The 24,996-nt window shown below is 71.8% G+C and carries 25 protein-coding genes; 13 read left to right on the forward strand and 12 right to left on the reverse strand.

Annotated features, from left to right (window positions below; all coding sequences use genetic code 11):
• The 8 genes from KBX08_RS24120 to KBX08_RS24155 all read right to left on the reverse strand — a co-directional run.
• Window positions 1–319 (reverse strand): major royal jelly family protein (locus KBX08_RS24120; protein WP_247669967.1); only part of this gene is annotated, 319 nt, incomplete at its 3' end.
• A 100-nt stretch (window positions 320–419) separates the two neighbouring features.
• On the reverse strand, window positions 420–1,301 hold the full coding sequence (locus KBX08_RS24125; RefSeq protein WP_210785670.1) for an SMP-30/gluconolactonase/LRE family protein: 882 nt from the start codon (window positions 1,299–1,301) through the stop codon (window positions 420–422).
• Window positions 1,302–1,321: 20 nt separating this feature from the next.
• On the reverse strand, window positions 1,322–2,263 hold the full coding sequence (locus KBX08_RS24130) for a sugar kinase (protein WP_210785671.1): 942 nt from the start codon (window positions 2,261–2,263) through the stop codon (window positions 1,322–1,324).
• Complete coding sequence (locus KBX08_RS24135) at window positions 2,260–2,880, reverse strand: bifunctional 4-hydroxy-2-oxoglutarate aldolase/2-dehydro-3-deoxy-phosphogluconate aldolase (RefSeq protein WP_210785672.1); 621 nt, start codon at window positions 2,878–2,880, stop codon at window positions 2,260–2,262. The genes KBX08_RS24130 and KBX08_RS24135 overlap by 4 nt, the downstream gene beginning before the upstream one ends.
• Window positions 2,881–2,890: 10 nt before the next feature.
• Window positions 2,891–3,718: a hypothetical protein gene (locus KBX08_RS24140; RefSeq protein ID WP_307850634.1), complete on the reverse strand. Its 828-nt coding sequence runs from the start codon at window positions 3,716–3,718 to the stop codon at window positions 2,891–2,893.
• 5 nt (window positions 3,719–3,723) lie between these two features.
• Entirely contained in the window at window positions 3,724–4,869 is a 1,146-nt protein-coding gene (gene dgoD, locus KBX08_RS24145; protein ID WP_210785674.1) for a galactonate dehydratase, read from the reverse strand.
• The gene (locus KBX08_RS24150) at window positions 4,866–5,576 is read right to left on the reverse strand and encodes a FadR/GntR family transcriptional regulator (protein ID WP_210785675.1); all 711 of its coding nucleotides are present in this window, start codon (window positions 5,574–5,576) and stop codon (window positions 4,866–4,868) included. The genes dgoD and KBX08_RS24150 overlap by 4 nt, the downstream gene beginning before the upstream one ends.
• 35 nt (window positions 5,577–5,611) lie before the next feature.
• Window positions 5,612–6,358 carry an SDR family NAD(P)-dependent oxidoreductase gene (locus tag KBX08_RS24155; RefSeq protein ID WP_210785676.1) on the reverse strand — a complete coding sequence of 249 codons (747 nt, stop codon included), beginning with the start codon at window positions 6,356–6,358 and terminating at the stop codon, window positions 5,612–5,614.
• A 159-nt stretch (window positions 6,359–6,517) separates the two neighbouring features.
• Here KBX08_RS24155 and KBX08_RS24160 point away from each other — a divergent pair, with 159 nt between their 5' ends.
• The 5 genes from KBX08_RS24160 to KBX08_RS24180 are packed head-to-tail and all read left to right on the forward strand — an operon-like array spanning window position 6,518 to window position 13,894.
• Window positions 6,518–7,810, forward strand: a complete 1,293-nt coding sequence (locus tag KBX08_RS24160; protein WP_210785677.1) for an extracellular solute-binding protein — start codon at window positions 6,518–6,520, stop codon at window positions 7,808–7,810.
• Window position 7,811: 1 nt separating this feature from the next.
• The gene (locus KBX08_RS24165; protein ID WP_210785678.1) at window positions 7,812–8,732 is read left to right on the forward strand and encodes a carbohydrate ABC transporter permease; all 921 of its coding nucleotides are present in this window, start codon (window positions 7,812–7,814) and stop codon (window positions 8,730–8,732) included.
• Complete coding sequence (locus tag KBX08_RS24170) at window positions 8,729–9,550, forward strand: carbohydrate ABC transporter permease (protein ID WP_210785679.1); 822 nt, start codon at window positions 8,729–8,731, stop codon at window positions 9,548–9,550. The genes KBX08_RS24165 and KBX08_RS24170 overlap by 4 nt, the downstream gene beginning before the upstream one ends.
• Window positions 9,547–11,634 (forward strand): alpha-galactosidase, encoded by a 2,088-nt coding sequence (locus tag KBX08_RS24175; RefSeq protein ID WP_210785680.1) that lies wholly within the window; start codon window positions 9,547–9,549, stop codon window positions 11,632–11,634. The genes KBX08_RS24170 and KBX08_RS24175 overlap by 4 nt, the downstream gene beginning before the upstream one ends.
• Window positions 11,635–11,680: 46 nt before the next feature.
• On the forward strand, window positions 11,681–13,894 hold the full coding sequence (locus KBX08_RS24180; RefSeq protein WP_210785681.1) for a glycoside hydrolase family 27 protein: 2,214 nt from the start codon (window positions 11,681–11,683) through the stop codon (window positions 13,892–13,894).
• A gap of 645 nt (window positions 13,895–14,539) precedes the next feature.
• Here KBX08_RS24180 and KBX08_RS24185 read toward each other — a convergent pair.
• Window positions 14,540–15,790, reverse strand: coding sequence for an HNH endonuclease signature motif containing protein (locus tag KBX08_RS24185; protein ID WP_210785682.1), 1,251 nt, complete (start codon window positions 15,788–15,790; stop codon window positions 14,540–14,542).
• A 164-nt stretch (window positions 15,791–15,954) separates the two neighbouring features.
• Window positions 15,955–16,434: a helix-turn-helix domain-containing protein gene (locus KBX08_RS24190; RefSeq protein ID WP_210785683.1), complete on the reverse strand. Its 480-nt coding sequence runs from the start codon at window positions 16,432–16,434 to the stop codon at window positions 15,955–15,957.
• Between the two features lie 102 nt (window positions 16,435–16,536).
• Here KBX08_RS24190 and KBX08_RS24195 point away from each other — a divergent pair, with 102 nt between their 5' ends.
• Entirely contained in the window at window positions 16,537–18,114 is a 1,578-nt protein-coding gene (locus KBX08_RS24195; protein WP_307850635.1) for an MFS transporter, read from the forward strand.
• Here KBX08_RS24195 and KBX08_RS24200 read toward each other — a convergent pair whose 3' ends face one another.
• Entirely contained in the window at window positions 18,115–18,981 is an 867-nt protein-coding gene (locus KBX08_RS24200; protein WP_210785684.1) for an oxidoreductase, read from the reverse strand.
• A gap of 155 nt (window positions 18,982–19,136) precedes the next feature.
• Between KBX08_RS24200 and KBX08_RS24205 the strand changes: the two genes are divergently transcribed.
• Entirely contained in the window at window positions 19,137–20,018 is an 882-nt protein-coding gene (locus KBX08_RS24205) for a helix-turn-helix domain-containing protein (RefSeq protein WP_210785685.1), read from the forward strand.
• A gap of 5 nt (window positions 20,019–20,023) precedes the next feature.
• Here the strand turns inward: KBX08_RS24205 and KBX08_RS24210 are convergent, their stop codons facing one another.
• Entirely contained in the window at window positions 20,024–20,515 is a 492-nt protein-coding gene (locus KBX08_RS24210) for a helix-turn-helix domain-containing protein (protein WP_210785686.1), read from the reverse strand.
• A 122-nt stretch (window positions 20,516–20,637) separates the two neighbouring features.
• On the opposite strand from KBX08_RS24210, the gene KBX08_RS24215 reads away from it, so the two are divergent.
• The 6 genes from KBX08_RS24215 (at window position 20,638) to KBX08_RS24240 (ending at window position 24,962) form a co-directional block, all read left to right on the forward strand.
• A complete protein-coding gene (locus KBX08_RS24215) occupies window positions 20,638–21,417 on the forward strand; it encodes an SDR family oxidoreductase (RefSeq protein ID WP_210785687.1) in 780 nt (259 codons plus the stop codon).
• A 35-nt stretch (window positions 21,418–21,452) separates the two neighbouring features.
• The gene (locus tag KBX08_RS24220) at window positions 21,453–21,785 is read left to right on the forward strand and encodes a nuclear transport factor 2 family protein (protein ID WP_210785688.1); all 333 of its coding nucleotides are present in this window, start codon (window positions 21,453–21,455) and stop codon (window positions 21,783–21,785) included.
• 49 nt (window positions 21,786–21,834) lie between these two features.
• On the forward strand, window positions 21,835–22,377 hold the full coding sequence (locus tag KBX08_RS24225) for a TetR/AcrR family transcriptional regulator (protein WP_210785689.1): 543 nt from the start codon (window positions 21,835–21,837) through the stop codon (window positions 22,375–22,377).
• An 88-nt stretch (window positions 22,378–22,465) separates the two neighbouring features.
• A complete protein-coding gene (locus KBX08_RS24230; protein WP_210785690.1) occupies window positions 22,466–23,497 on the forward strand; it encodes a medium chain dehydrogenase/reductase family protein in 1,032 nt (343 codons plus the stop codon).
• A 287-nt stretch (window positions 23,498–23,784) separates the two neighbouring features.
• Window positions 23,785–23,961, forward strand: a complete 177-nt coding sequence (locus KBX08_RS24235; protein WP_210785691.1) for a hypothetical protein — start codon at window positions 23,785–23,787, stop codon at window positions 23,959–23,961.
• Window positions 23,958–24,962 (forward strand): glycosyltransferase family 4 protein, encoded by a 1,005-nt coding sequence (locus KBX08_RS24240; RefSeq protein WP_210785692.1) that lies wholly within the window; start codon window positions 23,958–23,960, stop codon window positions 24,960–24,962. Before KBX08_RS24235 ends, KBX08_RS24240 begins: the two co-directional genes overlap by 4 nt.
• The last annotated feature ends 34 nt before the right edge of the window (window positions 24,963–24,996 follow it).

Below are 24,996 nucleotides of genomic sequence, written 5' to 3' on the forward strand. Positions count from 1 at the left end.
GCTTGGTGGGCTGGAACATCGGGCTGCCGGTGTCCAGCACCCAGAGCCGGTCGGCCGGGTCCACCACGATGCTCTGCACCGAGACGAACGCGCCCGCGTCGTCGTCACCGGACGGGTCGTTCCAGGCCTGGTCGGGGTAGGGCATCTCCCGACCGTCGCGCAGTTCGACGACGGTGGCCGGCACCTCGTCGCCCCACTTGGGGAAGTTGACGAAGATCCGGCCCCGGTGCGAGACGCTCACCCCGGTCGGCATCGGGCCGGTGAAGGTGTGCACCAGCTCCAGTTCGCCCATCGGCTCGTCGCCGACCGGCCCGTTCATGACGTCCGCCCCACGGTGCTCATCGGCTCGCTCCCTACCGGTCGGCTGTTGCGGCGCTTCGGTGGGGTTGTTCCCGCCCTGGCGTCCGATATGCCTCCGATCAGCTCGCTGGCGAACTGGCCCGCGCGGCGGGCAGGCCGGGCACCGGGACGTCCACCGCGAGCAGCGCGCCGTCCTGGGGGCCCGCCGAGTCCAGCCCCACCCGGGCGGTGCCGATGAAGAGTCGCCGCAGGTCGGGGCCGCCCAGGCAGATGCCGGCCGGCTGCTTGGCCGGCAGCCGGATCTCCCGGTCGAGGGTGCCGTCGGGCCGGTAGCGGCGTACCGCCGAGCCGCCCCACAACGCGATCCAGAGGTGGTCGGCCGCGTCGAGCGTCATACCGTCCGGGCCGCCGTCGGCGGGGGACAACCGCAGGAACGGCTCCCGTCCGCGCAGGTCGCCGGTGGCGGGGTCGACGGTGAACCGGTCGATCTCGCCGCGCGGGGTGTCGGCCAGGTACATGGTGGTGCCGGTCGCGTCGAACGCCGGACCGTTGGGGATGGTCAGCCCGGTCACCGCGGGGACCGGCGCGGCGCCGGGGGTGAGGCGGAACAGCGTGCCCCCGCCGGGCACCATCGCGTACGTCATGCTGCCGGCCCAGAAGCGGCCGTGCGGGTCGGCGACCGCGTCGTTCATCCGGGTCGGCTCGGGCGCGTCGGCGACCAGCTCGGCGACCGGACGGGCGTCGCCGGTGGCGGGCAGCACCGTGACGCCGGTCCCGGCGGCGGCCAGCCAGTCGCCAGGTCGGTCGGCCACCGGGGCGACCGCGCCGAGCGGCACATCGAGGCGGCGTAGCTCCCGCAGCGGGGTCGGGGCGTTGCCGTCGGTCTCCAACAGTCGCCCGGCCAGCAGGTCGACGAGGACCAGCCGGTCGTCGACCCAGCGCAGGCCCTCACCCAACTCCAGCCGGTCGATGCTCCAGACGGTCGGCTCGGTCAGCTCCATTGTGCTCCTCCAAAGGATCGTCAGCGGACCGTACCGCCGGGGCCGTGGTCGAGCAGCGCCAGCTCGGCCCGGTCGGGCAGGCCCTCCCAGTCGCCCCGGCTGGCGACCGCGAACGCGCCGGTGGTGACGGCCCGGTCCAGTCGGGTCGACGCGTCGACGCCGTCGAGCCAGCCGGAGAGCAGCCCGGCGACGAAGGCGTCGCCCGCGCCGACGGTGTCCACCACCGGCACCGTCCGGGCTGGACGGTGGATGGTGCCGGCCGCGCTGTGGCTGGTCGCTCCATCGGCACCGTGCTTGACGACGACCTCGGTGACGCCGGCCGAGAGTAGCGCCGAGGCCGGGTCGGTCGCATCGGTGAGCACCGCCAACTCGTCGTTGGAGGCGATCACCAGGTCGATCGAGGACAGCAGCGGGCGCAGCGCGGCGGCGGCCTCGGCGACCGACCAGAGCCGGTTGCGGTGGTTGACGTCCAGGCAGATCGTGCTGCCGGCGACGCGGGCGCGCCGCACGGCCTCCGCCACCGCGTGGTACGGCTCGACGCCGAGCGCGCAGGTGATGCCGGTGACGTGCAGCAGCCGGGGTGGCGGCCCGGGCGCGTCGAAGGCCCGGGTCACGTCGGCCGGGCCCAGCCGGGAGCCGGCCGACCCGGCACGGTGGTAGGTGACCCGGTTGATGTCGGCGACCCGGTTCTCGAAGAGGATCAGCCCGGTGGGAGCGGTCGCGTCGACCCGGGACCAGGTCAGGTCGACACCCTCGGCGCGCAGCGTACGGCGGACCAGCTCGCCGGGCTCGTCGGCGCCGGTGACGCCGACCCAGGCCGCCCGGTGGCCGAGCCGGGCCATGCCGATCGCCACGTTCGACTCGGACCCGGCGACGGAGATGCCGGCCGTGCCGCCCAGTCGCAGTGGGCCGGTGGTGCGGAACGCCGCCATCGTCTCGCCGAGCGTGAGCAGGTCGGTCATGGCCGGACCGCCGCGAGGAAGGCGGCGGCGCGCTCGCGCAGCGCCGTCGTGTCGCCGCCTCGGACGGCGTCGCCGAGCAGCGGGGAACCGACGCCGACCGCTGTCGCGCCCCGGTCCAGGTAGCGTCGAGCACCGTCCGCGTCGACACCACCGACTGGCACGAACGCGGTACCGGGGAACGGGTCGCGCAGAGCGCCGAGGTAGTCCGGCCCGCCGAGCGAGGCCGGGAAGAGCTTGATCGCGGTGGCCCCGCCGTCGGTGGCCTGCACCACCTCGGTGGGGGTGAGGGCGCCGGCGAGCACCGGCAGCCCGAGCCGGCCGCCCTCGGCGAGGCTCGCCGCGATGGCCGGGGTGACCAGGAAACCGGCGCCGGCGTCGGCCGCCGCGCGGGCGTCCTCGGCGCTGAGCACGGTGCCGGCGCCCAGGGCGTAGTCGGGCCCGAGGGCGGCCCGGGCGCGGCGGATGACGCCGAGCGCGTCGGCGCTGGTCATCGAGACCTCGACCAGTGCGACGCCGCTATCGGCCAGGGTGAGTACGGCGGTCAGGGCGGCGGCCGGGTCCGGGCCGCGCACGATGGCCAACAGCCGGTGGGTACGCAGCTCGTCGAGCAGGTTCATCACGGTGTCCTCAGTGGGTGCGGTGGGCGGAGATGATGAGTCGCCAGGTGACCTCACCGGCGGGCGGGACGACCGCCGCGTCGGCGGGGCCGGCGTCGGCCAGGTCGAAGGCCGCGCCGAGCATCGGTTCGACGCCGACGCTGCGGTAGGGGCCGTTCGCCGGCCAGCCGCCCAGGTTGCGCCAGAGCGCTGTGCTGCGGGGCTGGCCGGCGCACTCCAGCTCCAGAGTGAGCCGGTCGGCTCCGTCGATCACCTGCACCCGGGCGCAGTCGAGCAGCACCGCGCCGAGCGCTGTCCCGTCGTCCGGGCCGAACGTGTCCAGGATCAGCCCGGCCGGGGCCGGCCACGACCCGGTCAACCACGGGTCGCCGGTGGGCCAACTGCCCGGTGGCAGGAGCGCGGCGGCTTCCGGGTGCAGCCGGGTCGGGGTGCCGGTGGGCGCGTCGAGGCGGGCGGCGGGGGAGAGGTCGAGCAGGGCGTGCGCGGCCCAGACGAACCGGTACCCGGGGTCGGCGGCCAACCGGTACTCGGCCACCACCACGCCGCCGGAGTCGCTGATCCGGCGGGTGAGGGTGAACGTCGGCCGCTCGATGACCGCACTGCCGGGGCCGCCGCCGCGCCACGGCCGCGACCACACCTCGCCGTGGTCGGGCTCGCCGCGCACTGTGGGCAGGCACTCCTCCAGACCGCCGGCGTCGACGAAGGCGTCGTCGGGGCGTACCTCGTGCCGGCCGGGTTCCGGGCCACGCCACAGCCACTCCCGGCTGCCGCCGCGCAGACTCGTCCACCGACCGCCGTGCGCCGCGTCGTACGCCACCCGCAGGGCCACCGGCCGCACGTCGGTCACCACTCGGCGAAGGACCCGTCGGCGTGCTGCCAGACCGGGTTGCGCCAGACGTGGGGCGTCTGGGCGGCCTTGCGGACCGCCGTCTCGTCGACGGTGATGCCCAGACCGGGCCGGTCGAGGCGGGCGATGTGCCCGTCCACGAACCGGAACGGCTCCGGGTCGACCAGGTAGTCCAGCAACTCCGAGCCGGCGTTGTAGTGGATGCCGATGCTCTGCTCCTGGATCAGGAAGTTCGGCGTCGCGAAGGCCACCTGGAGGCTGGCCGCCAGGGAGATCGGGCCGAGCGGGCAGTGCGGGGCGAGCAGCGCGCCGTACGTCTCGGCCAGCGCGGCGATCCGGCGGACCTCGGAGATGCCACCGGCGTGCGACAGGTCCGGTTGGACCACTGCGACCCCGGCCTGCAACGGGCCGAGGAACTCGGACCGGCCGTAGAGCCGCTCGCCGGTGGCCACCGGGATCGGCGTGCTGGCGACGATGTCGCGCAGGTGGTGAGCCTGGTCGGGCAGGACCGGCTCCTCCACGAAGAACGGGCGCAGGGCGGCCAGCTCGGGCAGGACCCGGCGGACGGCGGCCATTCCGGCGCGACCGTGGAAGTCCACGGCGATGTCCCGGTCGGGGCCGAGCACCTCACGGGCGGCGGCCACCCGGCCGATGACCGCGTCCACTTCGGCCGAGGTGGGGATCGGCGAGAGACGCCCGCAGGCGTTCATCTTGACCCCGGTGAGGCCGGCGGCGATCTGCGCGGCGGCGGCGTCGGCCACCTCGCCGGGTTCGTCGCCGCCGATCCACGAGTAGATCCGTACCCGGTCGCGCACGTGCCCGCCGAGCAGCGCGTGCACCGGCGCGCCGTACGCCTGACCGGCGATGTCCCAGAGCGCCTGGTCGAGGCCGGCGACCGCGCTGGAGAGGATCGGGCCGCCCCGGTAGAAGCCGCCCTTGGTGAGCACCTGCCAGTGCTGCTCGATGCGCAGCGGGTCCGCACCGATCAGATACTCGGAGAGCACCTCGACCGCGCTGCGCACCACCTCGGCGCGGCCCTCGACCACCGGCTCACCCCACCCGACCAGCCCGTCGTCGGTCTCCACCCGGCAGAACAACCACCGTGGCGCGACCAGGAAGGTCTCGATCCGCTCGATCTTCACTGACTGCCCCTTCGTCCCCGTGCCTTCTCGACGTCGCGGACGGCCTTGTCCAGCAACTGACGCATAGCGGTCTCGGCCGCCGTCTCGTTCCGGTCGCGCAGCGCGTCGACCACCGCGCGGTGGCTGGGCACCGGGTCGTCGTGCGGGCTGCCACCGTGCACCAGCCGGTCCCGTTCGGCGAGCCCGGTCTCCATCACCACCTCCATCCGCTCCAGCAGCTCGTTGTGGGTGGCGGTGAGCAGCGCACGGTGGAAGGCGAGGTCGGCGGCGATGGCGGCGGCGGGATCACCGTTGGCCTGGGCCATCTCGGCCAGCGCCCGGTCGAGGGCGGTCAGGTCGTCCTCGGTGGCGCGGGTGGCGGCCAGGCGTGCGGCGGCCGGCTCGATGATGGCGCGCACCTCGTGCAGTTGGTCGAGCAACCGCTGGTCGGTGCCCTCGGCGAACTGCCAGCGGATCACGTCACCGTCGAGCAGGTTCCAGTCCGCACGGGGTCGGACGAAGGTGCCGCGCTTCTGTCGAGCGTCGACGATGCCCTTGGCCGAGAGGACCTTCAGCGCCTCGCGGAGCGCGGTGAGGCTGACGTCGAACTCCTCCTGCAACGCGATGATGTTCAGCGTCGCGCCGGCGGCGATCTCGCCGGTGAGGATGCGACGGGCGATCGCTTCGACGGTCTGCCCGTGGACGCCGCGGCGTGCGTACTGTGCCAATGCTCCTGGCCTTTTCGCTGGTCGGTATCGATCTCTCAGGCCGAGGCTTTCACCGCTGTCCAGCCACCGTCCACCACGAGGCTCGCGCCGGTGATGTAGGCGGCGTCCGGCGAGGCGAGGAAGGCGACAGTGGCGGCCACCTCGTCCGGTGTGCCGAAGCGCTTCGCGACGGTCTCCGCGATGCTGCGCTGGCGGTCCTCTTCGGACACGTCGGCCCAGGCGGCGGTGAGGATCGGCCCGGGCAGCACTGTGTTGACCCGGACCTGCGGGCCGTACTCGACGGCGAGTTGGCGGCCGAGCGCGACCAGGCCGCCCTTGGCCGCCGCGTACGCGGGCCGGCCGGGCAACCCGACCAGCGCGTGCACCGAGGAGATCAGCACCACCGCGCCGGAGCGTGCCCGCAGGTCGTCAAGGCAGGCGCGGACGCCGAGGAAGGAGCCGGTGAGGCTGACGCCGAGCTGGTGGTCCCAGGACTGCCGGCTGGTCTCGTGCGCCGGGGCGACCCGGACGGCGTACGCGGTGCTGACCAGGATGTCGACCGGGCCGAGGCGGTCCCGTACGGCGCTCACGGTTGCCGTCCAGTCGGCCTCGTCGCTGACATCGCCCACTACGGACAGTGCTCGGTCGCCGCGCGCTGTCAGTTCCTCGGCCAGTGGGGCCGGATCGGCCACGTCGAGCAGCGCGACAGCTGCTCCTTCGGCGGCGAGTCGCCGGGCGATGGCCGTGCCGATCCCACCCATCGCACCGGTGACCAGCGCGTTCTTGCCCTCAAGCCGACGCATAAGCTGATCCACCTGACCCTCGCCTTGGTCTCGTCTAATCATTAATTACGAAGATATCTTGACAGTCGGCGACGGCCGATGCAACCTTCTCGTCACAGCATTCACATGGACGACACATCGCGTGGTGACGCTGAGTGTCGTAAAGGAAGGGATACCTCCGTGAGCGACTTCGACCCCGGTCGCCGGCGATTCCTTGGCCACCTTGGGCTCGCCGGACTGGGCGCGCTCGGCGCCAGCTCGTTCCTCAGCGCGTGCGCCAGCTCCGCCAGCGGGCCGACGAGCAACGGCTCGGGCGCGGTCACCATCCAGTCCAACCTCTCCTCGCCGCAGGCCAAGGCGGCGATGGAGAAGCTGATCGAGACCTTCAACGCGCAGGGCAAGGGCACGGCGAGTCTCAACACGATCGCCTCGGAGACCTTCCGGACCCAGCTGCCGACCTACCTGACCTCGGCCAACCCGCCGGACCTCTACACCTGGTACGCGGGCTCGGTCGCCAACGACTACGCCAGCAAGAACCTGCTGCTGGACGTCTCGGACGTGTGGAAGTCACTGGACGACTACCCCCAGTCGTTACGCACGCTCTCCACCGACGCCAGCGGCAAGCAGATCTTCGTGCCGATGAACAACTACTGGTGGGGCTTCTTCTACCGCAAGTCCAACTTCGCCAAGTGGGGCGTGCAGGAGCCGAAGACCTGGACCGAGTTCCTGGCGCTGTGCGAGACGCTGAAGAGCAAGGGCGTCCCGCCGATCGGCATCGGCCTCGGCGACACCCCGTGGGTGGCCTCGGCCTGGTTCGACTACCTGAACATCCGGATCAACGGCGCGCCGTTCCACCGCGAGCTGCTCGCCGGCAAGCAGCGCTTCGACGACCCGAAGGTCAAGGCGGTCTTCACCCGCTGGCGCGAGGCCCTGCCCTACTTCGATCCCAAGGGCAAGGCGTACCCGTTCCAGGAGGCGACCACCGCGCTGCTGGCCGGCAAGACCGGCATGTTCCTGATCGGCACGTTCTTCGCCGACGCCGCACCCAAGGACGCGCTCGGCGACCTGGACTTTTTCCGGTTCCCGATCATCGATCCGGCGGTGCCGCTGGCCGAGGAGGCGCCGACCGACGGCTTCTTCGCCAGCGCGAAGACCGCCAACCCGACCGGCACCAAGGCCCTGCTCAGCTACCTCTCCGGGGTCGAGGCCCAGGAGGCGTACGTCAAGGCCAGCTCCGGCATCGTGCTGCCGGCCAACCCCAGGGCCAAGGCGTCGGACTCGCCGCTGGTGGCCAAGGGCAAGGCGATGCTGGACGAGGCCAAGGAGCTGACCCAGTTCTTCAACCGCGACTCCAGCGACGCGCTCCAGCCGACCGCGGACACCGCGCTGACCAAGTTCATCGACAAGCCGGACCAGATCGACGCGATCCTGCGGGAGTGGCAGGCCGGCGCCGAGAAGGTCTTCAAGGGCTGACGTGACAGCAACGATCTCCACGACGTCGGTCACACCCACCCGGCGGCGGCGACGGTCGGCTCGACTGTCGCCGCTGCTGGTGGCGTTCGTCCTCGTGCCGTTCGCGGTCGAGAGCGTCTGGGTCTTCTGGCCGGCGATCCAGGGCTTCTGGTTCTCCCTCACCCGCTGGGACGGGATGACACCGCCGACCTTCGTCGGCACCGACAACTACGTCGAGCTGGCCGGCGACGCCACCTTCCGGGGTGCGCTGGTCAACACGGTGATCTGGCTGGTGCTCTTCGGCGGCCTCTCCGTGCTGGGCGGGTTCGGCATGGCGCTCGTCCTGCAGAAGGAACGGCGCTTTGTCGGCTTCTACCGGGCCGCGCTGTTCACCCCGGTGGTGTTCTCGCTGGTGGTGACCGCACTGGTCTGGCGGGTCTTCTACCAGCCCGACGGCATCGCCGACACGCTGCTGCGGGCCGTCGGCCTGGAGCAGCTGATCCGGCCCTGGCTCGCCGACCCGCAGACCGCCCTGTACGCGGTGATCCTGCCCGCGCTGTGGCGGCAGATCGGGTACGTGATGGTGCTGTTCCTGGCCGGGTTGAAGGCGATCGACCCGGCGCTGCACGAGGCGGCCCGGGTGGACGGCGCCAACTCCTGGCAGCGGCTACGACACGTCACGATTCCCCAGCTCAAGGGGGTCAACGCAGTGGTGCTGTCGGTCATCGTGATCGACTCATTGCGCTCGTTCGACATCGTCTGGTCGCTGACCAAGGGCGGGCCGTACCACTCGTCGGAGCTGCTCAGCACCTACATGTACTCGACCGCGTTCCAGAGCCTGCGGCTGGGCTACGCCTCGGCGATCGCTGTCGTGATCTTCGTGCTCGCGCTGGCCGTCATCCTCGGCTACCTGGTCCGCGCGTTCCGGGAGGAAGCGTCATGAACAAGCTCCGTACCGGGGCCTTCCACACCGGCATGATCCTGCTCTCGCTGCTCTGGCTGGGCCCGGTGCTCTGGGTGGTGGTGATGTCCACCCGGTCGTTCGACGACATCGCCGCGCACGGTGTGGGCAGCCTGCCCCGGTCGTTCACACTGGACACCTACCGGCAGGCGTGGACCGACGGCGGCGAGCTGCGGGCGCTGATCAACAGCATGCTGGTCACCGTCCCGTCGGTGGCGCTGAGCCTGGGGCTGGCCGCGACGGCCGCGTTCGCGCTGAGTCGCTTCCGGATCCCCGGACGGCGGACGATCCTGCTGCTGATGCTCGCCGGCAACCTGCTCCCACCGCAGATCCTGCTCATCCCGGTGGCCAAGTTCAGCGAGCTGACCGGCCTGTACGACACGCTCTGGGCGTTGATCGCGGTGCAGGTCGGCTTCGGGCTCGGCTTCTACACGTTCGTCCTGCACGGCTTCATGCGGGACCTGCCGGGAGAGATCCAGGAGGCGGCCACCATCGACGGCGCCGGCACGGCACAGATCTTCACAAAGGTGATGCTGCCGCTGACCCGGCCCGCGTTGGCCGCTCTCGGGGCGCTGTCGTTCACCTGGATCTTCAACGACCTGCTCTGGGCGATCACCGTGCTGCGTACCGATGACAACATGCCGGTCACCCCGGCGCTGCTCGCCCTCCAGGGCCAGTTCGTCTCGTCCTGGAACGTCATCGCCGCCGGTACTGTCATCGCGGCCGTGCCCACCGTCGCGGTGTTCCTCCGCTTCCAGCGGCACTTCGTCTCCGGCCTGGCGCTCGGAGCGGTCAAGTGACCGCCGAGGCCGGGCAGCGCTGGACGCTGCGGGGCACGCACACCGAGTACACAGTGCGGGTGCCCGCGCACGGTCGCTGGCTGGAACTCGTCGCGTGGGGGCCGCACGGCGTCTCCGACGGGCCCTCGCCGGTCGCCTACGACGGCCCGGTCCCCTTCCTCACCGCCGGGGACGCGGCCCCCATCGAGTACGCTACCGACGCCGACCGCCCGTTCACCGGCGCCGACCTGGTGATCGAAACCTCCAACGGGCAGCGCCGGGTGGGCTTCGTGCACACCGACGCGCGGATCGACGCAGACCAGCGGGAGCTGGCCGTCGAGTTCGCCGACCAGGTCACCGGGCTGCACGCCACGGTGCACTACCGGGTGCCCGTCGGCACCGACGTGGTGCAGCGGTGGGTCGACCTGACCAACGACGGCACCGGCGCGCTGGGGGTCGTCCGGGCCGGATCGGGCGGGTTCTGCGTACCGACGCCGCACGGCGCGCTGCTCAGCCACCAGTGGGGCCAGTGGGAGCAGGAGTTCCAGCTCTCCCACGTCGAGCTGGGCCACGGCACGTTCAGCATCGGCAGCTCCCAGGGCGTACCCGGGCATCTGCACGTGCCGTGGCTGGCCGTGCGCGACACCGCCGAGCCGGCCGGTCCGACGTGGGGGATGGCGCTGGCCTGGACCGGCTCGTGGGAGATCAGCGCCGAGCGGGACACCGGCGGCCTGACCCGGGTCCGGGTCGGCCGTCAGCTGGTCGACGGCCCGCTGGAGTTGGCCGCCGGCGAGCGCCTGACACTGCCGGTGGCCACCGGGGCGTACAGCCCGGACGGCCTGGACGGGCTGGCCCGGGTCTGGCACACCCACCAGCGGTTGCTGGCCGCCGACCGGCTCAGCCCCCGCCCGGTGCTCTACAACTCCTGGGAGGCGACCTACTTCGCGGTCGAGGCGCAGAGTCAGCTCGCGCTCGCCCGGATCGCCGCCGAGCTGGGCGTGGAGACGTTCGTCGTGGACGACGGCTGGTTCGTGGGCCGCGACGACGACACCGCCGGGCTGGGCGACTGGACGCCCGACCCGGCGAAGTTCCCGGCCGGGTTCGACACGTTCATCGCCGACGTCCGCGCGCTCGGGCTGAACTTCGGGCTCTGGGTCGAGCCGGAGTGCGTCAACCCGAAGTCGTCGCTGTACGCCGAGCACCCGGACTGGGTCTACTCCGTCGACGGCCGGCCGCTCACCCCGGTCCGCAACCAGTACCTGCTCGACCTGGGCCGGTCGGAGGTCGCCGAGTTCGTCCACTCCACAGTCGACGGCCTGCTGCGCCGGTACGACATCGACTACCTGAAGTGGGACTTCAACAGGCCGCGTACCGAGCCGGGTCGGTCCGGCGGGTCGGGCCCGCTCGACCTGGACGGCGCGCACGTCGCCAACCTGCACCGGATCTACGAGCGGTTGCGCCGGGACCATCCCGGTGTGCTGATCGAGGCGTGCGCCGGCGGGGGCGCGCGGACCGACCTGGCGATGGCCGCCCGGGCCGACGTCTTCTGGCCCAGCGACAACACCGGCCCGCTGGACCGGCTGGCCATCCAGTACGGCTTCCTGCACGCCAACGCCCCACACCTGCTCAGCTCCTGGGTCACCGACGCGCCCGGCCTGTTCGACGCCCGTCCCCGGTCGTTGGCGTTCCGATTCGTCCTGGCGATGGCCGGTGTGCTCGGCATCGGCGCGGACATCCGGGCGTGGACCCCCGCCGAGCGGGCCGAGGCGGCCGGCTGGATCGCCCGCTACAAGGACATCCGGGACGTCGTCACGCGCGGCGAGGTGCACCTGATCGGTGGCCCCGACCAGGCCCGCTGTGCGGTGCAGTACACCGCGCCGGACGAGAACCAGGTCGTCGTGCTGGCCTGGCACACCGGCCGGCTCGACGGCGCCGGGCTGCTTCCGTCCCGCCCGGTCCGGTTGCCCCTGCGCGGCCTCGACCCGGCGGCCCGTTACTCGCACGGCGATCGGCACTACTCCGGCAGCCACCTCGCCACCGTCGGCCTGCCCGTGCAGTGGAGCGCGACCCACGACGCCGACCTCATCGTGCTGACCCGCGACTGAGATCGGAGCACCACCACCCCCACCCCCGAGGGACAGGAGTACCTCCATGCGCCTGAACCGACAGCTGACCGCTGCCCTGGCCGTGCTCGGCCTGGGCCTGGCCAGCCCGATGCCGGCGATGGCCGGCCCACCCCCCGCCGACCCACCACGGGCCGGCCACGGGCCCGGCCGCCCCGGTCACGCCCCGCCGGCCACCGGCGCCGAGGACCAGGGCGCGCCGGCCTTCTTCAACAGCGGCCTCGCCCCGACGCCCTACCAGGGCTGGAACACCTACTTCGGTCTCGGTGGCGACCCCACCGAGGCCGAAGTACGGTCGGTGACCGACTACGTGGTCACCAGTGGTCTACGGGACGCCGGCTACACCTACGTGTGGATCGACGGCAACTGGGCCGCGCCCACCCCGCGTAACGACGCCGGTCAGCTCGTCGCCGACCCGGCCCGCTTCCCCGGTGGAATGGCCGCGCTGGCCGCGTACATCCACAGCAAGGGGATGAAGGCCGGCATCTACACCGACGCCGGCCCGTACCTGCCGGGACAGTGTGGGCTCGGCAGCAACGGCCACTACCGGGCGGACATCGCCCAGTTCGCCGGCTGGGGCTTCGACGCGCTGAAGGCCGACTGGCTCTGCGGCCGGGCCGCCGGCCTCGACCCGGAGACCACCTTCCGGGAACTGGCCGAGGCGGTACGCCAGTCGCCCCGACCGATGCTGCTCAACATTTGCAACCCGGTCAGCTCGGACTGGGGCGGCGGCCCGTACCCCCCGGAGCAGCTCTCCACCTGGAGCTACACGTACGCGCCCACCATCGCCGACTCCTGGCGGACCTACACCGACGTGGGGCTCACCGACCCGACTCCGCAGTGGGCGTACCCGTGGGTGCTGCGCAACATGGACGTCAACGCGTACCACCCGGCGGCCACCGGACCGGGGCACTACAACGACCCGGACTACCTGCTGCCGATGCGTCCACTGCCCGACGGCGGGTACGAGTTGAGCCTTGACGAGTCCAAGACGCAGCTCGGCATGTGGGCCATCATGGCCGCGCCGCTGGTGATCGGCTCCGACCCGCGGGGCCTGCCGAAGGAGATGATCTCGGCGCTGACCAACCCGGAGATCATCGCGGTGGACCAGGACCCGCTGGTCCGGCAGGGCGTCAAGGTCGCCGACACCGGCACCGACGCGCAGGTGTGGAGCAAGGTGCTCACCGGCTCCGGAAAGCGGGCGGTCGCGCTGCTCAACCGGCACGACACCGCCCAGCAGATCACAGTGAACTTCGCCGACGTCGCCCTCGGCGGGTCGGTCAGGGTCCGTGACCTGTGGTCTCGCTCCAACGTGGACGCCAAACCGGGCAGCCCGGGCGTACAGCCGTTCACCGGCTCGTACACCGTCGAGGTGCCGGCGCACGGGGTGGCCATGCTCGGCCTGACCGGCACCGACCAGGTCGCCGGCGCCGACCTCGGTGGCACCGCCAGCGCCAGCCCGGCGCTGGTCCGGGTGGACGACACCCACGCCACCGCCTTCGTCCGCGACGCTTCCGGTGCGCTGGCCGTCAACACCCGCACCGGTACGACGTGGGGCACGCACTGGACCTCGCTCGGCGGCCCGGTGGGCGGCCGGATCCTCGGCCAGCCGGCGGCGTACGGCTCCGCCGACGGGCGGCTCGACGTCTTCGTCCGCGGCACCGACAACGCCGCCTGGCAGCGCAGTTACGTGGCCGGTAGCTGGGGACCGTGGCGCAGCCTCGGCGGCACGCTGACCGACGCGCCGACGGTGGCGTGGACCAACCCGACGCAGTGGACCCTCGTCGCCCGCGGCGCCGACGGCAAGCTCTGGTCGCGTACGCCGAACGCCGGCTGGACCGGCGTCGGGGCTCCCGAGAATCGGCCGTTCTACGGTCGGCCGAGCGCTGTCGTCGACGACGCCGGCGTGCTGCACGTGGCGGTCCGCAGCCGCACCGACGAGGTGTGGTGGAGCAGCCGGACCGGCACCACCTGGTCGGCCTGGACCAACCTGGGCGGCACCACCAGCGGCAGCCCGACACTGCTCGCCACCTCCGGCCGGGTCTACCTGTTCGCGCTGGCCGCCGACAACCGGCTCTGGCAGCGCAACCTGGCCGACGGCGCCTGGGGCGGCTGGTTCCGACGCGGTGAGTTCGCCACCGACGCGTTCCGGGGGGCTCCCGGAGCCGCCGCCGGTGCCAACGGCAGCGCCTGGCTGGCGGTACGCGGTGTCGACGACCGGGTGCACCAGGTCATCCTCTGATCCAGGTGGCGGGCCGTCGACCGACGGCCCGCCACCGGCACCATCCGTGCCGGGCCGTCCCACGGGGGGACCCAGGCGGCGGCCTGGTCGGCCAGCGCCTCCGCCGCGTACCGGACGGGCTCGTCCGGACGCCCGGCCACTCTGAGCCGGGCCAGCGCCGAGAGCGCCTGCACCAGCGGCCAGATCGCACCGACCCGCCGAGCGTCGGCCACCACCTCCCGCAGCGCCCGTTCGGCCACCTCCACGTCGTCGCGTCCCTCGGCACTGCCGGCGCCCTCCTCGGCGTTGCCGCCACCCGGCCATCGTCCGTCCCATCCGGACAATCCACGGCGCGGCTGGTCAAGCCGTGGGTCAGGTGCGCGGTTGCTCGGAGTTCCACAGGCGTGCGGTCGGGCGGCTCTCCGCGTGGCCGAGCACCCGGAGCAGTACGTGCGCCATCGCCCAGGCAGAGCGGCTAGGCGCGGTGTAGGAACGGACGCATCTGCCTAGCCCGCGTCGTCAAGCGCGGAGCGGCGCCTGTGTCCCGTCGAGCGGGTGAAGCGCAGCCCCGGCCCGACCCCGGCCACCGGGAGCGAGCCCGTCGCCCGGAACGCGCGCATGTGGTTGCCCGGCTTGAAGGGCTGCGCGGGCGTTGGCTGGCTGCTCTTACGTTCGTCGGTGGTAGTGGTTGCGGCGGGGGAGTTGTTCGGGGTCGAGCCAGGCGGGTGGGATGAACTCGGGGTGTCCGTCGTCGCCGAGCCGGACGACCCAGTCGGCCTGGTGGACGTGTCGGTGGTGGTGGCCGCAGAGGAGGACGGCGTTGTCGAGGTTGGTGGTGCCGCCGTCGGCCCAGTGGTGGATGTGGTGGGCGTGGCACCAGCGGGGTGGTCGGTCACAGCCGGGGAAGGCGCAGCCGCGGTCGCGGATGACGAGGGCGCGGCGCAGTGGCCCGGTGATGAGGCGGCGTTGTCGACCCACGTCGAGGACCTGACCGGTCCCGCCGAGGACGGCCGGCAGGATAGCGGCGTCACAGGCGAGCCGGCGCACCGTGCCTGGGGTGAGTTCTAGGCCGATGTCGAGCGCCCCGGTCGACAGCTGCCGGGTCAGCCCGTCGTAGTTGGTGGTGATGACGATCTGGGCGGAGTCGCCGCCGCTGTCGGGCAGTTCGCCGGTTCGGAGGGCGAGTCGGCAGATGTCGGCGAGGGCGTCGTGGCGGCGTTGTCCGGGGGAGCGGGTGTCGTCGGGGCCGGATGGTGCGGTCAGTGGGTCGATGGCGGCGCGGAGTAGGCCGGCGGTTTCGGTGTCGAGGGTGCCGGTGAGTCGGAGGCGACCGTCGGTCTGTTCGGAGAGGGTGAGGTGGCGGTCGCGGGTGGCGCGGCGGTGTTCGGCGTCGAGTGCGGCTTGGGTGGCGGCGTCGGCGATGTCGGGGGCGACGTGGTCGAGGATGCGGGTGCCGAGTTTGCGCAGGTGGGTGGGGTCGAATTGTGCGGCCCAGCCGACGAGCACACCGACTGCTTTGTCGGCGGTCTCGGCGTCGGCCGACCTGTTCACGGTGTCGAGGGTGTCGGCGATGACCCGGGCCTGGTCCAGGCTGATGGCGCCATCAGCCAGCGCTTGTCGGATGCCGGGGTTGCCGGTGTCGAGGGCCGTGGAGAGGTCGACGAGGCGTCGGGCGGCGGGAACGGTCAGCCGCAGTCGCTCGCGGAGCCAGACCCCAGTGCAGGAGACGCCCTGCGCCCGGGGCGTGCCGCGGCCGTCGAGCTCGCGGACCAGAGCGAGTTTGACGGCGGCGAGCCGTTGCTCCAAGCGGTGCGCGGCATCGAGCGCGGCGATCAGGTCGTGCTCCGGCAGGGCCCAGGCGGCGGCGTCGACGCAGGCGGCGACGGCGTCGTCTGCCAGCGCCAACTCCTCGACCATGGCCCGACACTAGAACAGGTGTACGACACTTTCAGTCATCATGATCGATTGCTTCGCGGCAGGCAACGTGTAGCTGGCAGGGCAGGGCAGGGCAGGGCAGGGCAGGGCAGGGCAGGGCAGCCTGTCGGCAGTGTCGCTTCGGAGCGTGGTCGTTGGCCGGAGCGTCAGTCGCGCCGGACGAGGCCCGGGCCGGCGATGATGTCGATGTCGCCGTCGGCGATCTCATGGCCGGCGGCGCAGCGGAGCACCGCGCGGATCGGCTCGCCGCAGTCGTGGTGGGTGGCGACGACGGACGGGCCGGTGTCGGTGGCGGCCCAGGTGTCGCCCCAGTTGCGCAGTGCGGTGATGACGGGCAGGAGTTCGCGGCCCTTGCGGGTGAGTTGGTACTCGTGGCGGGTGCGCTGCCCGGGCTCCCGGTAGGGAATTCGTTCGAGCAGTTCGGCGGCGACCATCTCCTTGAGGCGGGCCGCCATGGCGGGCTCGCCGACGCCGACCCGGCGGACGAAGTCGTCGAAGCGGCGCGTGCCGAGCAGGGCCTCGCGCATGATCAGGACCGTTGACCTGCTGCCCACGATGTCCATCGCCCGGGCCACCGAGCAGTTTTCGCTCGTCCAGGAATCGCGATCGTCTCGTAGGTCCTCCATGCCTCCAGCGTACCTGACTTGCATGGAGGCTAGTCAGGTGCTTCACTGGGTCGAGCTGACTTCAGCATACGCAAGTCAGACCACCAGCCTGAAGGATCTTCAGTGACCACCAGCGCCACGGCCCCAACCCCACCCGGGAAGACCCCACCAGGACCGGCGGCACCCGGGTCGGCCGCCGTCGCCCGCTCATCCTTGCGCGGCTCCCGCGCGGTGACCCTGATCGCCATGTGCCTGGGCGCGATGATCACGTTCCTGCAGATCACCGCGACGGTATCCGCGTTGACCACGATCCAGCAGGACCTGCGGGTCGACCCCACCACTCTGGTCTGGATCCCCAGCGCCTACACCCTGATGGTGGCGAGCGCCGTGCTGTCCGCGGCCACCCTGGGCAGCCGCTACGGGCGTAAGCGCATGTTCGGCGCCGGGGTCGTCGCGATGATCGTCGGCGCAACCGTCGTGGCTGGCGCTCCGACCGTCGCATGGGTGATCGTCGGACAGTTGGTCGCGGGCCTCGGCGGAGCCCTGATCCTGCCGAACAGCCTGGCGATCCTCGGCGCGACCTTCACCGATCCGCACCGACGGACCGAGGTCATCACCGCGTGGTCGGCGGCCTCCGGCATCGGCCTCGCGATCGGCCCGCTCATCGCCGGCACCCTGCTGCGGCACTACCAGTGGCACAGCGTCTACCTGTCGACGATCGCGCTGGGTCTGGTCACCCTCGTCGTCGCCATCGTCGGGGTGGCCGAGTCCCGGCCGAGCGCCGCCCGACTCGACGTGCCCGGCCTGCTACTGGGCACCGTCGCCATCGCGGCCGCCGTCTACGCGCTGATCCAGGGCGGCAAGGTCGGCTACACCAACCCGGTGGTGTCGACGGCCTGGGTCGTCGCGGTCGTCGCACTTGTCGCGTTCGTGCTGGTCGAACTGCGGGCCAACGCGCCAATGCTCGACGTGCGGCTGTTCCGGTCCCGGTCGTTCAGCGCCGTCATGGTCGTCGGCGCGGTGTCGCTGTTCGGCTTCACCGGCGTGGCGATCCTGCTGGTCCTCTTCCACGAACGTGCCCAGGCGCTCAGCCCGCTGGACACCGGCTGGCGCATGTTGGTGCTCTTCGGCGCGTACGTGCTGGTCGCCTTCGGTGCCGGGCGCGCGATTCGTCGTACCGGATTCAAGGCGCCGTTGACCCTCGGCCTGGTCCTCGGTGCGGTGGCCAGCTTCGCGTTGGCCAACCAGGGGCCGACCACGTCGTTCGGTGACCGCTGGGCGCTGTTCGCATTGTTCGGCGCGGCCAGCGGTCTGGTGGTGGCCCCGGCGACGGCGGCGGCATTGGCCAGCGTCGCGCCCGCCCAGGCCGGCATGGCCTCCGGCGCGGTCAACGCCGCCCGACAGGTCGGCTCGGTGCTCGGCTCGTCAGTGCTCGGCACTCTCCTCACCACCACGATGGTGGCCGACCTGCCGGACCGGCTCGCCGCGCACCAGATCGGCGAACCCACCCGTACCGCCGTGCAGGCAGCGGTGGCCTCCGGCGCCAACGGCGGCCAACCGCTGCCCGACCCGGTCCGGGCGGCGATCGCCGAGGCGCTGACCTCCGGTGTCCAGGCGGGGTTGCGGGTCAACGGCGTCGTCTTCCTCGTCACCGCAGTGCTGGCGCTCACCCTGATCCGCAACCGGCCGCACCAGCACTAGTCAGGAAGCCAACGCGTCCAACTCCTCGACGGCGTCGGTCGGCAGTTTCAGGTCGGCCGCCGCCATGTTCTCCCGCAGGTGCGCCAGGCTGGAGGTGCCGGGGATCAGCACTGTGGTGGGGGAGCGCTGGAGCAGCCAGGCGAGGGCTACCTGCTGCGGTGAGGCACCCAGTCGGGCGGCCACGCCGTCGAGCGTGTCGGACTGCAACGGCGTGAACCCGCCGAGCGGGAAGAACGACGCGAACGCGATGTTCTCCTCCGCGCACCGGTCGAGAAGGGCGTCGTCCTGCCGGTTCGCGAGGTTGTAGAGGTTCTGCACGGTGACCACCGGCGCGATGGCCTGCGCCTCGTCGAGCTGGTCGAGCGTCACGTTGCTGAGCCCGAGGTGCCGGATCAGGCCCTCCTGCCGCAGCTCCGCCAGGGCGGCGAACTGCGCACCGAGCGGCGCGTCGCCGGTGCCCTCGGCCATGCCTACCCGCAGGTTGACCACGTCGAGCACGTCCAGGCCGAGGTGTTCCAGGTTCTCCCGTACCTGGGCCTTGAGGTCGTCCGGCTCCAGAGCCGGGATCCAGGAGCGGTCGGCGCCGCGGCGCGCGCCGACCTTGGTGACCAGGTGCAAACCCTGGGGGTACGGGTGGAGCGCCTCGCGGATCAGCTCGTTGACCACGACGGGTCCGTAGAAGTCGCTGGTGTCGATGTGGCGGACGCCCAGGTCGACGGCCTCGCGGAGCACGGCGAGCGCCTGCTCGCGGTCGCGGGGCGGGCCGAAGACACCCGGGCCGGCCAACTGCATCGCCCCGTAGCCCATCCGGCTCAGGGTGAGGCCGTCAGCGGGGGTGAGGGCACCGCCGGGAAGGTTCTCGCTCATCTCATCCTCTGTCCGTTGTCGTCGTGACATCTGCGGCCGTTCGGAACCGGCCCTTCGACGACTGTCCGCCGGCAGCCGCCCAGGCGGCAGGGCGAGCTGTTCCTGGTAGTGACACAGCCAGTCACCGGGCCGCCCGGCGATCTACCGTCGGTGGCATGGACGCAACGAACCCGCTCGGCGACTTCCTGCGCGCCCGCCGGGAGCAGACCCGGCCCGAGGACGTCGGGCTCGGCCCGGGCGTGGGCCTGCGCCGGGTGCCGGGCCTGCGGCGTGAGGAGGTGGCGATGCTGGCCGGCATCAGCGCCGACTACTACCTCCGATTGGAGCAGGGTCGCGAGCGGCACCCTTCGGTGCAGGTCCTCGATGCCCTCGCCGGGGTGCTGCGGCTGGATCCGGAGGCGACCGCGTACATGATCGGGTTGAGCCGTGCGCGGTCGCGCCGGGCGGCCCGACCGGCCGCCGAGCGGGTGCCGGCCAGCATCCTGCACCTGCTGCGGCAGCTCTCCATGCCGGCCTTCGTGCAGAATCGCTACCTCGACATCCTGGCGTCGAACCCGATGGCGAGGGCGTTGTCGCCGAATCTCGCCCCGGGCGCCAACCGACTCCTGGCGGTGTTCCTGGACGAGGCCGAGCGGGAGCTGTTCCGCGACTGGCGGCAGGCGATGCAGAGCGTCGTGGGGCAGATGCGTGCCGACTCGGGCGGGGCCACCGACGACCCACGGTTGACGGCGCTGGTGGGCGAGTTGTCACTCAAGAGCGACTGCTTTCGGCAACTGTGGGCGCGCCACGAGGTGCGTCGGCGGGAGGGCATCGTCAGCCGGCTGCACCACCCCGAGGTGGGCGATCTCGACCTGTACTGCGACAAGCTCGCGGTGGCGGGCGCCGACGGGCAGCTGCTGGTGATCTACCACGCCGAGCCCGGTACGGAGTCCGCCCGCTCGTTGGCGCTGCTCGGCTCGATCGCCGCCAGCAGCGCCGACGACGTGCCGGACAGCCTCCGCCCCGGCGACCCGGCCCGCCTCCATCCGCTGGAGTGAGCCGGTCAGGGCCGCTGCGGGGTAACCCGGGTGGGGATGTGCTCGTAGCGTTTGCGCATGGTCTCGCTGGCGGCCGGGCCGGCGGCGAACACGAAGTCGGCGTCGTCGAGCGGGCGACCGGTGCGGCGGTCCACGATCACCGGGTCGGCCTCCACCCCTGTGGTCCGGTCGACGAGGATCATGCTGCGCTCGCTCGGCTCGAGGCGTGAGTTACCCCAGGCGGCGAGGGCGACGACGACGGGCCGCAGGCTGCGGCCGAGGTCGGTGAGGACGTACTCGTAACGGTCGGGCCTGGTCTGGTAACGGCGACGTTCGAGCAACCCCTGACCGGTGAGGGTCTTCAGCCGGCTGGTCAGGATGCTGGACGAGACGCCCAGGTTGGCCTGGAACTGGTCGAACCGGGTGTAGCCGTCGAAGGCGTCGTGCAGGATCAACAGCGTCCACCACTCGCCCACGTGGCCGAGCGCGCTCGACAGCGGGCATTCGCGGTCCTCCAAGCGGATCTTCCCGGCCACAACTGTGCCCTCTCCCGAGTAGGTGCTAGTGTCGAAGTTAGTAGCTGCTGTTTCAGCAGTAACTATACGACTGCCGCTTCATGCTGCCCAGACAGGAGTAACAGATGTCCCAGCGGGACTCACTGCACGGTCGCCGCGCGCTGGTGACCGGAGGTACGAAGGGGGCCGGCGCGGCGATCGCCGCCCGGCTGCGCGAGGTCGGGGCGGACGTGTGGGTCAGCGCCCGCAGTGAGCCGGCGGGGTACGAGTTCGCCGATCGGTTCATCGCCGCCGACACGTCGAGCGTCGACGGCGCGGGGACGGTGGCCGAACGCCTGCTCGCCGAGGGGGGCGCGGACATCGTCGTGCACGTCGTCGGTGGGTCGCACGCTCCGTCCGGTGGTTTCGCCGCGCTCACCGAGCAGGCCTGGATGGACGAGCTGAACCTCAATCTCCTCGGCGCGGTACGCCTGGACCGGCGCCTCGTTCCGTCAATGATCGAAAAGCGCGCCGGCGCGATCGTGCATCTCACCTCGATTCAGCGGCGCAAGCCGATGTACCAGGCCACCCTGGGGTACGCGGCGGCCAAGGCGGCGCTGACCGCGTACAGCAAGGGTTTGGCCAACGAACTCGCTCCGTACGGCATCCGGGTGAACAGCGTGGCACCCGGCTTCATCCAGACCACCGCCGCCGACGCGCTCGTCGACCGCCTCGCCGTGGGGAGTGGTGTCGACCGCGACACCGCCCTGGGGCAGTTGATGGACTCGCTGGGTGGGATCCCGCTCGGCCGCCCGGCGCGGCCGGAGGAGGTCGCCGACCTGGTGGCCTTCCTGGTCTCCGAGCGTGCCTCGGCGATCGTCGGCGCCGAACACGTCATCGACGGCGGCACCATCCCGACGGTCTGACCTGATCTTCACAACGTCCAGGGAGAACGCCAACCATGACCGCCACCCAGGCCGCACCGGCCATCATTCGCCGCTACTTCGAGCTCGCCGGCCAGCCCGACTCCGAGGACTACTTCGCCCTCTTCGCCGAGGACGCCGTGGTCGAGGACGAGTCGACCGAGCACCGGGGCGTCCAGGCCATCCGTGCGTGGCGTCGTGCCGTGCCGCTGGTGTCGTACGAGATCACCGACGTCGAGGTCGCTGCCACCGGCACCGTCGTGACCACGACGATCACCGGCGACTTCCCCGGCAGCCCGTTCGCCGGTCTCCGGTACCGCTTCGGTGACTACGACGACAATGCGATCCGGCTGCTGCGCATCGCACCCTGACAAACCGAGCGACTTGACGACCCTTGTTTGTGAGTGCACACTTACAAACATGCGATCCACTGCCGAGGCCCGCCGGGTCACCGTCCTGAACACCGCCGTGTCGGTGTTCGCGCGCGCCGGCTTCCACGCCACCCCGGTCACCGCCGTGGCCGCCGCCGCCGGCATCTCCGAGGCGTACGTCTTCCGGCTCTTCTCCGGGAAGCTCGGCTTGTTCGTGGCGGCGGCCGGGGCGTGTTTCGACCGGATCGCCGACGCGATCGAGGCGGGTGCGGAGCGCGCCCGGGGTGACAGCCCGGAGGAGGTCCTCGACGCCATGGGCGGTGCCTACGCGGAGTTGATCGCCGATCGCGACCTGCTGCTCTTCCAGGTGCAGGCGCAGGCCGTCACGGACATCCCGGAGGTCGCCGAGGCGGTGCGGGCCGGCTACCGGCGGGTCGCGACCTTCGTGCAGAGTCGGGCCCGGGCCAGCGACGCGCAGGTGCAGCAGTTCTTCGCGTACGGCCAGTTGTGCCACCTGATCGTGACCGCCGGCCTGGAGCAGGTCCCTGAGCCCTGGGCCCGAGCCCTGACCGCCGGCATTCGCCACCCCTGACCGACCCCGACGTTGGGCCGCTACGGCGGCCCAATCTTTTGGTCCAACAAGTGTGTGAGTGCACACTTACAAACAAGGGAGAACCTCGATGACCACCGAAACGACGATCACCGAAGTGGTACTGCCCGGCGTGGTCGAGCCCGACGGCCTCCTGCTGCACCGGCGCGCGATGCCCGTGCCCGCCCGGGGGCAGGCGCTCGTCGAGGTCGAGGCCACCGGCATCTCGTTCGCCGAGCAGCAGATGCGCCTCGCCCTCTACCCCGGCCAGCCGAAGTTCCCGTTCGTGCCCGGCTACGACCTCGTCGGCACCGTCCGGGAGGTCGGTCCCGGCGGCGACGACGCACTGGTCGGCACCAGGGTGGCGGCGGTCACCAAGACCGGTGCCTGGGCCACGCACGCGCTTGTCGACATCGATGCCCTGGCCCCGGTGCCCGTGGGTCTGGACCCTGCCGCGGCCGAGACCGTCGTCGTCAACGGGGTGACCGCCTGGCAGATGCTGCGGGACGCCGACCTGACGGCCGGACAGACCATCCTCGTGCACGGCGCGAACGGCGGCGTCGGGAGCGTGCTCGTCCAACTCGGCCGACACCTCGGCCTGCGAGTCATCGGCACCGCCGCCGAGCGGCACCACGCCGGGCTGCGCGCACTCGGCGTCGAACCGCTCGACTACCGCGACCCGGACATGGCCGCGCGGGTCCGCGAGCTGTCGCCGGGTGGCGTCGACGCCGTCTTCGACCCGGTGGCCGGCCCGGGCGTACGCACCTCGTACGCCCTGCTCGCCCCCGGCGGCAAGCTGGTCGTCTACGGCAATGCCGCCGCCGTCGGCACCGGGCAGTCGGTCGTGTGGGTCTTCGTGAAGCTGCTGACCCGCCTCTACACCTGGAACGCGCTGCCCAACGGCCACCGGGCCGGCTTCTACAACTTCTGGGCCGGCCAGCTCACCCGGCGCGCCGCGTTCCGCCGTCGCCTGCGCACCGATCTCGGCATCGTGTTCGACCTGCTGCGGCAGGGAGTGATCGTGCCGCAGATCGCCGCCCGCTATCCGCTCAGCGAGGTCTCCGCGGCACTGGTGTTCGCCGAGAACCGCACCCGGGCCGGCAAGGTGGTGCTGGAGCCCTGACCTCCGGCCCGTCCAGGGCTGGTGCGGCGGACCGCCGCGAGGGCGTACGGTGAACATGTCGCCCGGGACCCCGGTGGCCGCCAGACGCCGTCGCCACCAGCCCGCCAGGGGCGTTACCGCTCATCTTCTCCATCGCCGCGACGTACCGGTCGTGTCGGCTGATCGCAGACCGCGTCCCGACCGACCGGCGCCGCGTCGTCGGTGTCCGGCGGTCGGTTGCCCGACGCGCGCACCTGGGTACACCCTCCGTGCGAATTGTTCCGAACGCCTTAACTAGGGAGTACCAGATGAGGATCGCCAGGGATCGGATCGTCGCCGCACTTCGCGACCGGGGTCAGGTGGCCCGGGCCGCCTGGGTCGAGCGCGAACTGCCCGAGCAGGTGGACCCGGCCAAGCACTCAGGGCTGCTCGCCACCCTGAACCTCAACCCAGCTGACCTCGTCGACGCGTCGTCTTCCCCTTGAGGGTTGCGCTGCTCGGACCGGTCGCCTGGCGTACGCCCCCACATCACTACGGCCCGTGGGAGCAGGTGACCGGCTTGCTCGCCGAAGGGCTGGTCAGCCGCGGGATCGACGTGACGCTCTTCGCGACACTGGACTCCGTCACGTCCGCCCAGCTCGACGGAGTCTGCCCACGGGGGTACGCGGACGACCCGGACCTGGACGGTCGGGTGTGGGAGGCGATGCACGTCTCCCACGCGATGGCCCGCTCGGCGCAGTTCGACCTCGTGCACAGTCACCTGGACTGGCTGCCGCTGGCGTTCGCGGAACACTGCCGCGCGCCGCTGCTGACCACAGTGCACGGTTTCTCCGGCGCGGGGATCCTGCCCGCCTATGGCCGAGCCCGCTCGTCGTACGTGTCGATCTCCGACGCCGACCGGGCGCCGGAGCTGGACTACGTGGCCACGGTCTACCACGGCGTCGATGTCGCCGGACTGCCGTTCACCAACAAGGCCGGTCCTGGGCTGGCGGCCTTCGGCCGGATCCACCCGGACAAGGGCACCCACACCGCGATCGAGATCGCCCGCCGCGCCGGCCGGCCCCTCACCATCTGCGGGATCGTCCAGGACGAGCGGTACTTCGCCGAACAGGTGGCCCCGCACATCGACGGCGACCAGGTCGCCTTCCTCGGGTCGGTGGGTCCGCGACGGCGTGCCGAGGTACTGGGTGACAGCACCGCACTGCTGCACCCGATCGCCTTCGACGAGCCGTTCGGGCTGTCGGTGGTGGAATCGATGGTCTGTGGCACCCCGGTCGTCGCCTACAAGCGAGGCTCCATGCCCGAGGTCGTCGACGAAGGGGTGACAGGTCTCCTCGTCTCCACCGTCGACCAGGCCGTCGAAGCGATCACCCGGGTCGCCGGCCTCGATCGGGTGCAGTGTCGGGCGCGGGCTCTGAAGCGCTTCAGCGCGGACCGGATGGTCACCGACTATCTCGCCGTCTACGACAATCTCGTCCGCAACTGACTGAACTGCACCGCTCTCCGTTCCGCCGGTCACA

Origin of the sequence: Micromonospora sp. H61, assembly GCF_018070325.1 — a bacterium.
GTDB lineage: Bacteria > Actinomycetota > Actinomycetes > Mycobacteriales > Micromonosporaceae > Micromonospora > Micromonospora salmantinae.